Origin of the sequence: Cellulomonas sp. NPDC057328, from assembly GCF_042667215.1 — a bacterium.
Taxonomy (GTDB): domain Bacteria; phylum Actinomycetota; class Actinomycetes; order Actinomycetales; family Cellulomonadaceae; genus Cellulomonas.
The window spans coordinates 1-10669 of sequence record NZ_JBHUZW010000130.1; the positions used below are offsets into that span (position 1 = coordinate 1).

Here is a 10669-nt window from a genome sequence, read left to right on the forward strand (position 1 = left end):
GCGTGGGCACGCCTGCCCGGGTGGGCGCGTCAGCGGTCCGGGTCGTCCGCGCGCGCGCCGGCGTCCCACGCGCCCGGGGGGCGCGGGGCGTCGAGACCGTAGTGCAGGCCGACCATCCGCACGGCGAAGCACGCGAGCGCGGCACCGAGCGCCGCGGGCGCGCCGAGCACCTCGTCGACGCCGCCCGCCGCCGCCAGCACGGCGAGCGTCGCGCCGACCAGTGCCGGGATCGCGTAGAGCTCGCTGGTGAGCACGACGGGCACGCGGCGGACGAGGACGTCGCGCATCGTGCCGCCGCCCACCGCGGTCACCACCCCGAGGATCACGGCCTGCGCCGGCCCGGCACCGAGCGCGAGCGCCTTCCCCGCACCCGTCACGGCGAACAGGCCCAGCCCGGCGGCGTCGAGCACGTCGATGGGTCGCTGGAAGCGCTGCAGGCCCCGGCCGAACAGGAACGCGAGCACCCCGCCGGCGGCGGCCGCCGCGAGGTAGCGCCCGTCACGGAAGGACGCGGGCGGCAGCGCGCCGAGCAGGACGTCCCGCACGATGCCGCCGCCGACGCCGGTGATGATCCCCAGCGTCACGACGCCGACCAGGTCCACGCGCGCCACCCGCACCGCCGTCAGCGCCCCGTTCAGCGCGAACGCGAACGTGCCGAGCAGGTCCAGCACCAGCAGCACGGGGACGTCGCTCACGGCACGGGTCTACCGCATCCGCGCGTGCGCGGCCCGCCACCTCCGGTGAGGATGGGCGGGACCGCCCGGCGACCGGCGCCGGGCCCACCCGGAGGTCACCGTGCCCGCGTCGCTGACCCGCCCCGTCGCCCCCGAGCCGTACGCGCTCCTGCCCGCCGTCCCCGCGTTCGCCGTGACGAGCACGGACTGGGTGCACGGCGAGCGCGTCCCCGACGTGCACACCAACACCGACGCCGGCGAGAACGTGTCGCCGCAGCTGTCGTGGTCGGGCTTCCCGGAGGGCACGCGCGGGTTCGCGGTCAACGTGTTCGACCCGGACGCCCCCGGCGTGGCGGGGTGGTGGCACTGGACCGTGCTCGGCATCCCGGCGTCGGTGACGACGCTCGAGCGGGGCGTCGGGACCGAGGACGGCGCGGGCCTGCCCCCGGGGGCGTTCCAGCTGCGCGGCGACGACGGCGTCGCGGCGTACCGCGGCAGCGCGCCGCCGCCCGGCGACCAGGTGCACCGCTACTACGTCGCCGTGCACGCGCTGGACACCGCCGACCTCGGGCTGACCCCGGACACGCCCCCGGGCGCGGCGAGCGCAACCCTGGTCTTCCACACGCTCGCGCGCGGCGTGCTCATGGCGACCTACCAGCGCTGAGCCGCGGCGCCGACCAGTCCGGCGCGGGACCGTCGGTGCCGCCGGTTACCCTGCCTCGCATGACGACCACGACGCTCGGCTCGCTCACGTGGGAGCGTGCCGTCGACCGCCCCGACCTGCTCGCCGACCCCACCGCCGCCGCGCTCCGCGCGTGGTCGGACGCGGACCCGGCCGTCGCCGACGCGGTGCTCGTCACGGCCATCGACCCCGACCTGGCGGACACCGCGGCGATGACGGAGGCGTACGACCTCCCGCTGGAGGCGTCGGTCAACTGCGTGCTCGTCGCGGGGCGCCGCGCGGGCGAGGAGAAGGTCGCCGCCGCGCTCGTGCGCGCCACGACGCGCGCCGACGTCAACAACGCCGTCAAGCGCCTGCTCGACGTGCGCAAGGCGTCGTTCCTGCCGATGGACCGGGCCACCGCCGAGTCCGGCATGGAGTACGGCGGCATCACCCCGCTGGGGCTGCCGGCGGGCTACCGGGTGCTCGCCGACGCGACGGTCGCCGCCGACCACCCGGCGCTCGGCGGCGTCGTGGTCGTCGGCAGCGGGCTCCGGCGGTCGAAGGTCGCGCTGCCCGGTGCGCTGCTGGCGCGGGCACCGGGCGTGGAGGTCGTCGAGGGGCTCGCGCTCGCCTGACGACCTCCACGCCCGGCAGGGCGCGATCAGGACTGCGGCGTCCCGTCGCACACGACGCCCACGCACTGCGGCTCGTTGCCGTTCCCGCGCGCGACGTTGCCCCCCAGGTCGGTCACCCCGGGCGCGTAGATGCCCCAGCCGGTGCTGCGTCGCACGTCGTTGCCGCCGACCTCGATGCCCGCGTCGCCCGGCTCCAGCCGGATGCCGTCGCCGTTGAGGCGGAACACGTTGCCGGTGACGCTCCCGGTCGCCGAGGGGGTCCCGAGCGTGACCCCGGTCCCGTTGGCGCGGAACGTGCTGCCGTCGACGGACGCGCCGTAGCCGCCGATGACGACGGCCGTGGTGTTGGCCGTGAAGCGCGACCCCGCGACGTCGAGGAAGGCCCACGTGCCGTCGACGGCGGTCCCCGACCCCGTGAACCTGCTGTCCGCGACCGTCACGACCGCGACGCTCGCGGCGGTGATCCCCGTCGCGTTGTCGTCGAACGAGGTGTCCCGCACGTTCACCGACCCCTCGTAGATGCTGATCGCCTGCTCGTGGCGCAGGAGGCGCGATCCGGTGACGACCGTGTCGCCCCCGTCCGCCCGCAGCCCGAACCGGTTGTCGGCGAGGGTCGTCCGGTCGATCGTCACCGGCACGGACCAGGCGGCCTCCACGGCGGTGTCGCTGCTGCCGGTGATCGTCGACCGCATGATCGTCGTCGGCTTCGCCCACTCGCCGAGCTGCGTGGCGGACACGTCGAGGCCGTCGCCGTTGTCCCGGAAGCGCATCCGGTCCACCGTGAGCGGGCCCGTCCCCGTGCCCTCCACCCCGTAGGTGCGCAGGCCGACCCCCCATCCGGTCACGGTGCCGTTGCGGACGCCGACCGCCCCCGCGGACGCCACCTCGACGCCCACGCCGTCGCCGGGACCGCGCAGCGTGTGCCCGCGCAGGTCCAGCGTGACGCCGGCCGCGAGCCGCAGACCGGGCCCGGCCGCGCAGGTGAGGTCGGCGCGCAGCGCGGTGTCCACCGTCAGCGTGTCGCCGCAGGCGGGCTGCGGAGGTGCGGCGGACGCGGGTGGTGCCACCAGGACGACGGCGGCGGCGAGGGCGAGGACGGGCAGGACGGGACGAGCGCGCATGGTTTCCCCCTGGTGTCGCGTCGGCACCGGCGCCGACGTCACGCCCGAGCGTCGGGCCTGCGCACGTCCGACTTCTACGCTTCTGTCCTGTTTCCACCCGGGTGAGACGTCACACGCGTCGCCCAGAACGCCACAGCCGCCGCCGCGGCGACGTTGAGCGAGTCCACCCCGCCCGCCATCGGGATCCGCACCACGAGGTCGGACGCGGCGACCGTCTGCGGCTTGAGCCCGTGCCCCTCGGCGCCGAGGACGAGCGCGAGGCGCTCGGGCGGGGCGGCGACGAGCTCGTCGAGCGTGATCGCGTCGTCGGACAGCGCGAGGGACGCCACCACGAACCCCAGCCCCCGGAGCGCGTCGACGCCCTCGGGCCACGGGTCGACGCGGGTCCACGGCACCTGGAACACCGTGCCCATCGACACCCGCACCGACCGCCGGTAGAGCGGGTCGGCGCAGCGCGGCGTCACGAGCACCGCGTCGACGCCGAGGGCGGCGGCCGACCGGAAGGCGGCGCCGACGTTCGTGTGGTCGACGACGTCCTCGAGCACCGCCACGCGTCGCGCACCCGCGCCGTCGCGCGCCCCGGCGAGCACGTCGGCCACGGACGGCAGCACCGGCCGGTGCATCGCCGCGAGGGCACCGCGGTGCACGTGGAAGCCGGTGATGGCCTCGAGCGCCGGCTCGTCGGCGACGTACACGGGCACGTCGTCCCCCGGCAGCGCCGCGAGCATCGCCTCGACGTCGCCGAGCCAGCGCGGCGCGAGGAGGACCGACCGCGGCCGGTGCCCCGCGCGCAGCGCCCGCCCGAGGACGGTCGAGCTCTCGGCGATGTACAGGCCCCGCTCCGGCTCGAGCCGCCGGCGCAGCGCGACGTCGGTCAGGCCGACGTAGTCGGCGAGGCGGGGGTCGTCGCGGTCGGTGACGGGGTGGAGGTCGGGTCGTGCCACGGCGTCGATCCTCCCAGGGGCGCACGGGTGCGGCGGACCGCGCGCCCGCCGAGCAGGGCCATGACGAACCCGACCACGGCGACGACCGGCACGAGGACGAACGCCTGGTGGCTGCCGACCTGGTCGGCGACCGCGCCGAGCGCGAAGGGCGCCACGCCGACGGCGAGCGCGCCGGCGAGCGTGGCGTGCGACTGCGCGCGGTCGCGCCGCCCCGGCGACGCCGCGAGCAGCAGCGCGACCGACAGCGGGTACTGCGCGCCGTAGCCGAAGCCCGCGACCACGAGCCCGGTGAGCGCGACGGCCGTGCTCGTCGCCGTCCACAGCACCGCCCACCCCCCGACCGAGATGACGAACGAGGCGGCGAGCAGCGTCGCCGGCGGGACGCGCAGCGACAGAGGGCCGACCACGAACCGCATGGCCGTCATGCCGGCGGCGAGGCCGGCGGTCGTCGCGGTGGCGATGCCCGCACCGGCGGACGTCCGCTCGAGCACGAGGTCCGTCGCCCAGAAGGTCGTCGCGAACTCGAGCGACGTCGCGGCGACGAGCGCGGCGAGGAAGAACGTCGACGCCCGCACCCCGCGCACGGGTGCGGGTGCGGGTCCCGTGGCGCCCGCACGTCCCGCCCCGCCGGCCACGCCGGGTGGCTCGACCGGCGCGGGCCGCTCGAGCGCGGGCGAGCGCGGCAGGCGCGCGACCAGCACCGCCGTCGCGACGCCCAGCACGGCCGTCACGACGACCCCGGCACGCCAGCCCCAGCCGATCGCGACGGACGCGCCGACGGCCAGCGGCCCGAGCAGCCCGACGCCCGACCCGACGCCGTTCGCCTCGGTGATCGCGGCGGACGCCGTCGGCCCGTGGTGCGCCGCCAGCGCGACCTGCGCCGTCGCGATGAGCAGGTTCCCGCCGACCGCCGTCACGAGCATGCCGGTCAGCGTCACCGGGAGGCTGCCCCCGAGCAGCAGCCCGGCGAGGCCCGCGGCGACGACGAGCGCCGCCACGACGAGCGTCGTGCGCCGCCCGAGCCGTGCCGCGGCACGCGGGATCAGCGGTGCCGCGACGAGCCCGCCCGCGGCCATCGCGGTGCCGTGCAGCCCGGCCTGCGCCGCGCTGACGCCGAGCTCGTCGGCGAGCAGCGGGACGCTGGGGTTGAAGCTGTACAGCAGCCAGCCCCAGACGACGAACGGCGCGTACAGCCCGAGCGTGAGCGGGTCGCGCACCAGCCGGTGCCCGACGGTGCTCACCGGCCCACGACCACCTCGGTCTGCGCGTCACCGCCCTCGGCGGGCAGCTCGACCTCGTGGCGCACGCCGTCGACCTCGACCGTGTAACGGCCGGCGAACCCGCGCAGCTGGACGGCGCCGTCGGCGTCGGCGGTGACGTCGGTCGCGCCGAGCCACCACTCGCCCTTCACGAGCCCGCGCAGCGTGTCGTACGCCGGCTTGGGCGTGCCGTCGGCGCGCACGAGCCCGCCCGGCGCGTTGAGCCACATGCCGTGGTCGGACAGGCCCCAGTACGTGGCCGCGTCCACCATGGGGTGCCCCAGCAGCGTGCGGTAGTGCTCCTCGACCTGCTGCGCCTGCCGCTCCTCGCCCTCGGGCGTCGACGGCCACTCGTCGACCTGGTGGTCGTTGAGGTCGTCGTAGTGGGCCGGCATGAGGTCGCCGGACAGGAGCGTCGTCTCCGTGAAGTGCATGCGCAGGCCGAACCGGGAGAAGCGCTCGAGCACGTCGAGCGTCTTGTCGCGGCCCCAGGCGCCCTGGTGCATGTGGCTCTGCAGCCCGAGCGCGTCGATGCGGACGCCGGCGGCGAGGGCCTCCTCGACCAGGTGCTCGTAGTCGGCGGACATGTCGAAGTCGTTGAGCAGCAGCATCGCGTCCGGGTTCGCGGCGCGGGCCTCGTCGAACGCGAGCTGGATCATGCCGATGCGCCCGACGGTCGCGGCGACGCGCGTGACCGCGTTGTCGTCCTTGTCGAACACCGGCATGATCACGACCTCGTTGATGGCGTCCCACACGTCGACGAGGCCGGCGAACTCGCGCGCGTCGCGCTGCACGCGGGCGCGCAGCAGGCGGAGGACCTCGTCGTCCGGCAGGGGCGTGAGCCAGTCCGGCTGGACGGTGTGCCACACGAGCGGGTGGCCCTTCACGGCGATGCCGCGGTCCACGTAGTGCTGCGCGGCGGCGCGCAGGGCCGCGGTGCGTGGCTCGCCCTGCACGGGCTCGAACGTGCCCCAGTAGAACGGCAGGGTGGCCTGGTTGAAGACGTCCAGGTACAGCTCGTCGAGGCGGGCCAGCAGCTCGTCCTCCTGGCGCGTCAGCGGCGTGCCGCCCGGCAGGGCGGCGGCCGCGCGCTGCACCTCGTCGAAGCCGATGTTGCCGAACCAGAACGCGTGGGACCGCTGCTCGGCCCGCACGCGCGCCCCGGCGAGCGGACCCCCTGCGGCGTCGGTGAGGCGGACCGTGAGGCTGCGGACGCGGTGGCGCAGCGCCGGGTCGGCGACGACCGGGGCGTCGGCGCGGGCGGGCTGGGCGGGCGTGGTCGACAACGTGTTCCTCCTCGAATCGTTACGGGCACAGCATCGCCGCCGCCGTCGACCCGCACAAACGGCGCGCCGGTACCGCGAGCGCGGGCGGCGGGCCCGCCCCGCTCAGTCCACGGGTGCGCTCGCGGCCGCGAACTGGCTCGCGTAGAGCCGCGCGTAGGCGCCGTCGGCCGCCAGGAGGTCGTCGTGGGAGCCCTTCTCGACGATGCGCCCCTCCTCCATGACGAGGATGACGTCGGCGTCGCGGATCGTCGACAGGCGGTGCGCGATGACGAACGACGTGCGGCCGGTCCGCAGCGTCCCCATCGCCTGCTGCACGAGCACCTCGGTGCGCGTGTCGACCGACGACGTCGCCTCGTCCAGGATGAGGATCACGGGATCGGCGAGGAAGGCGCGCGCGATCGTCAGCAGCTGCTTCTCCCCCGCCGACACGCTGCCGCCCTCGTCGTCGAGCACCGTGTCGTAGCCGTCGGGCAGGGTCCGCACGAAGCGGTCGACGTGCGTGGCGACGGCCGCCTCGACGACCTGCTCGCGCGTCGCGCCGTCGACGCCGTACGCGATGTTCTCCGCGATCGTGCCGCCGAACAGCCACGTGTCCTGCAGCACCATCCCCATCTGGCCGCGCAGCTCGTCGCGCGTGAGGTCGCGCGTGTCGACGCCGTCGAGCGTGATGCGGCCGGCGTCGACCTCGTAGAACCGCATGACCAGGTTCACCAAGGTCGTCTTGCCCGCGCCGGTCGGGCCGACGATCGCGACGGTCTGCCCCGGCTCGGCCACCACGCTGAGGTCCTCGATGAGCGGCGTGCCCGGCTCGTAGCGGAAGGACACGTGCTCGAACGCCACGCGCCCGCGCACCGGGCGGTCGAGGCGCGCGGGCTGCACCGGGTCCGGCGTCTGCTCGTCGGCGTCCAGCAGCTCGAAGACGCGCTCGGCGGACGCGACACCCGACTGGAGCAAGTTCGCCATCGACGCGATCTGCGTCAGGGGCTGCGTGAACTGCCGGCTGTACTGGATGAACGCCTGCACCTCGCCGAGCGTCATCGTGCCCGACGCGACGCGCAGGCCGCCGACCACCGCGATGACGAGGTAGTTGAGGTTCGAGAGGAAGCCGAGCGCGGGCTGGATGATCCCGGAGATGAACTGCGCCCGGAAGCTGGACTCGAACAGCTCGTCGTTGCGCTCGGCGAACGTGCGCGCCGCCTCCCGCTGCCGGCCGAACACGGTCACCAGCTCGTGCCCGGTGAACATCTCCTCGATGTGGGCGTTCAGCTGACCCGTGGACGCCCACTGCCGCACGAACTGCGGCTGGGACCGCTTGGCGATGGCGCCCGCGACGACGACCGACAGCGGCACGGTCACGAGCGCGACGACGGCGAGCAGCGGCGAGAGCCAGAACATCATGCCGAGCACGCCGACGACCGTGAGCACGGAGGTGACCAGCTGCGACAACGTCTGCTGCATCGTCTGCGCGACGTTGTCGATGTCGTTGGTGACGCGGCTGAGCAGCTCGCCGCGCGGCTGGCGGTCGTAGTAGGACAGCGGCAGGCGCGCGAGCTTCTCCTCCACGTGCGTGCGCATGCGCAGCACCGTGGCCTGCACCGCGCGGGCCGTCAGCCGGCCCTGCAGCCAGCCGAGGACGAACGCCGCCAGGTACACGACGAGCACCACGAGCAGGATGCCGCCGAGCCGCGTGACGTCCACGCCCTGCCCCGGGACGACGCGGTCCATGGCGGCGACCATGTCGGCGAGCTGGTCCTGGCCGCCCGCGCGCAGGGCGTCGACGGCCTCCTGCTGCGTCGACCCGGCGGGGACGACCTCGGTCAGCCCGCGCGAGACGACGCCGTCGAACAGCACGTTGGTGGCGTCCCCCAGCAGCTTCGGCCCCGCGACCGCCGCGGCGACCGAGAGCGCCCCGAGCACGAGGACGGCCACGAGGCGGGCGCGCTCGGGCCGCAGCACCGTGAGCAGCCGGCGCAGCGAGCCCCGGAAGTCCAGGGACCGCTGCACCGGCATGCCCATGCCCATCCCCATGGGACCGCCGCGCGGTCCCCCGGGGCGCGCCGGCGGGCCGGCCGGTGCGGCCGCCGGCGTCCCGGCTGCCGTCCTCGCGCGCTGCTCCGGCCCCGCGCTCATGCCGCCTCCTGCGCGCTCAGCTGCGAGTAGACGATCTCCTGGTACGTGGTGCTCGACGCCAGCAGCTCGTCGTGCGTGCCGTCCCCCACGACCCGTCCCTCGTCGAGGACGAGGATGCGGTCGGCGTACCGGATCGTCGCCACGCGCTGCGCGACGACGAGCACGGTCGCGTCGCGGGTCTCCGGCACGAGCGCGGCGCGCAGGGCCGCGTCGGTCGCGTAGTCGAGCGCCGAGAACGAGTCGTCGAACAGGTACACCGAGGGCCGCCGGACCAGCGCACGCGCTATCGCGAGACGCTGGCGCTGCCCGCCGGAGAGGTTCGTGCCGCCCTGCGCGACCGGTGCCTCCAGCCCCTCGGGCAGCGCCTCGACGAAGTCGCGCGCCTGCGCGACGGTGAGGGCGTGCCACAGCTCGTCGTCGGTGGCGTCCGGGCGCCCGAACGCCAGGTTGGACCGCACGGTGCCCGAGAAGAGGTAGGGCCGCTGCGGGACCAGGCCGATGCGCGACCACAGCGCCTCGGGGTCGGCGTCGCGCACGTCGACCCCGTCGACGAGCACCCGCCCGCCCGTGACGTCGTACAGCCGCGGCACCAGGTTGAGCAGCGTCGTCTTGCCCGCGCCGGTGGACCCGATGATGGCCGTGGTGCGCCCCGGCTCTGCGACGAAGGAGACGTCCTGGAGCACCGCGTGCTCGGCGCCCGGGTAGCGGAACTCGACGTCGCGCAGGTCGAGGACGCCGGTGCGCGGCGGTCCGCCGTCGCCGGAGCCGTCGACCCCGGCGTGGGCGCGCGCGGCGGCGAAGTGCACGGGCGTCGCGGGCGGCACCACGGTCGTGGACGTGTCGAGCACCTCGGTGATGCGCTCGGCGGCCACCATCGCGCGCGGCACCATCATCACCATCATCGACGCCATCATCACCGCCATGAGGACGAACATGATGTAGCTGAGGAACGCGATGAGGGAGCCGATCTGCATCTGGCCCGCGTCGACGCGGCGGGCGCCGAACCACACGACCCCGACGCTCGAGGCGTTCATCACCAGCATCACCGCGGGGAACAGCAGCGCCATGAGCAGGCCGGTGCGCAGCGACGCCTCGAACAGGCGCTCGTTGGCGACCTCGAACCGTGCGCGCTCCTGCCGCTCCCGCACGAACGCGCGGACCACCCGCACGCCCGTGAGCTGCTCGCGCATCACGCGGTTGATGTCGTCGATGCGCTTCTGCATGCGCCGGAACCACGGCACCATGCGCGTGACGACGAGCGCGACGACGGCGACCAGCACCGGCACCACCACGAGGAGCAGGCCGGACAGCGGCACGTCCTCGCGCAGCGACATCACGACGCCGCCGACGAGCATGAGCGGCGCCATGACGAGGAACACGAACGTCATGAGCACGAGCATCTGCACCTGCTGCACGTCGTTCGTCGTGCGGGTGATGAGCGTCGGCGCGCCGAACCGCCCCATCTCCTGCTGCGAGAACGACTGCACGCGGTCGAACAGGCGCCCGCGCACGTCGCGTCCGAACGCCATGGCGGTGCGGGCGCCGAACCACACCGCGCCGACCGAGGCGACGACCTGCACGAGGCTGACTGCGAGCATCACGCCGCCGATCCGCCAGATCGTCGCGGTGTCCCCGCGGGCGACGCCGTCGTCGATGATGTCGGCGTTCAGGCTCGGCAGCCACAGCGTCGCGAGCGTCTGGACGAGCTGGAGCACCAGCACGGCGAGCACGGCGCCCCGGTACGGGCGCAGCTGCTCGCGCAGCAGTCGCATGAGCACGGCTGTTCCTCCTCCGCGGGACCGGCTCACACGCTCCCACGGGCGCCGCAACGCGCCAAGCCCGATACGCCGGGCGTCCGCTGAGGGCGGACGTGCACGGTCGGCGGGTGTGCCCCCGCCCGAGGCGCGGGGCGCTGTCGGGACGCGGCGCGGCGGCCGTGCCCCGCAGGGCACGACC

General features: G+C 75.0%; 9 protein-coding genes. 2 read left to right on the forward strand and 7 right to left on the reverse strand.

The annotated features are described in order from the left end of the window. Positions 1–29: 29 nt before the first annotated feature. Positions 30–695, reverse strand: coding sequence for a trimeric intracellular cation channel family protein (locus tag ACFUMH_RS16805; protein WP_378208257.1), 666 nt, complete (start codon positions 693–695; stop codon positions 30–32). A gap of 100 nt (positions 696–795) precedes the next feature. Between ACFUMH_RS16805 and ACFUMH_RS16810 the strand changes: the two genes are divergently transcribed. Then, the gene (locus ACFUMH_RS16810) at positions 796–1338 is read left to right on the forward strand and encodes a YbhB/YbcL family Raf kinase inhibitor-like protein (protein ID WP_378208260.1); all 543 of its coding nucleotides are present in this window, start codon (positions 796–798) and stop codon (positions 1336–1338) included. Positions 1339–1397: 59 nt separating this feature from the next. Next, entirely contained in the window at positions 1398–1973 is a 576-nt protein-coding gene (locus ACFUMH_RS16815) for a YbaK/EbsC family protein (protein ID WP_378208263.1), read from the forward strand. A 26-nt stretch (positions 1974–1999) separates the two neighbouring features. Here the strand turns inward: ACFUMH_RS16815 and ACFUMH_RS16820 are convergent, their stop codons facing one another. From ACFUMH_RS16820 to ACFUMH_RS16845, 6 genes are all read right to left on the reverse strand, one after another. Further along, positions 2000–3094, reverse strand: a complete 1095-nt coding sequence (locus tag ACFUMH_RS16820; protein ID WP_378208266.1) for a right-handed parallel beta-helix repeat-containing protein — start codon at positions 3092–3094, stop codon at positions 2000–2002. A 74-nt stretch (positions 3095–3168) separates the two neighbouring features. Beyond that, complete coding sequence (locus ACFUMH_RS16825) at positions 3169–4038, reverse strand: TrmH family RNA methyltransferase (RefSeq protein ID WP_378208270.1); 870 nt, start codon at positions 4036–4038, stop codon at positions 3169–3171. Continuing rightward, positions 3969–5279: an MFS transporter gene (locus ACFUMH_RS16830; protein ID WP_378208273.1), complete on the reverse strand. Its 1311-nt coding sequence runs from the start codon at positions 5277–5279 to the stop codon at positions 3969–3971. Before ACFUMH_RS16830 ends, ACFUMH_RS16825 begins: the two co-directional genes overlap by 70 nt. Further along, positions 5276–6583, reverse strand: a complete 1308-nt coding sequence (locus ACFUMH_RS16835) for an endo-1,4-beta-xylanase (RefSeq protein ID WP_378208276.1) — start codon at positions 6581–6583, stop codon at positions 5276–5278. Before ACFUMH_RS16835 ends, ACFUMH_RS16830 begins: the two co-directional genes overlap by 4 nt. Before the next feature lie 102 nt (positions 6584–6685). Continuing rightward, positions 6686–8713, reverse strand: a complete 2028-nt coding sequence (locus ACFUMH_RS16840) for an ABC transporter ATP-binding protein (RefSeq protein ID WP_378208279.1) — start codon at positions 8711–8713, stop codon at positions 6686–6688. Beyond that, positions 8710–10491: an ABC transporter ATP-binding protein gene (locus tag ACFUMH_RS16845; RefSeq protein WP_378208283.1), complete on the reverse strand. Its 1782-nt coding sequence runs from the start codon at positions 10489–10491 to the stop codon at positions 8710–8712. Before ACFUMH_RS16845 ends, ACFUMH_RS16840 begins: the two co-directional genes overlap by 4 nt. Positions 10492–10669 lie beyond the last annotated feature (178 nt).

Excerpts from the sequence above, each read along its gene's own strand:
- ACFUMH_RS16815 (WP_378208263.1), top strand. The coding sequence starts at position 1,398 with ATGACGACCACGACGCTCGGCTCGCTCACGTGGGAGCGTGCCGTCGAC.
- ACFUMH_RS16820 (WP_378208266.1), bottom strand. The coding sequence starts at position 3,094 with ATGCGCGCTCGTCCCGTCCTGCCCGTCCTCGCCCTCGCCGCCGCCGTC.
- ACFUMH_RS16840 (WP_378208279.1), bottom strand. The coding sequence starts at position 8,713 with ATGAGCGCGGGGCCGGAGCAGCGCGCGAGGACGGCAGCCGGGACGCCG.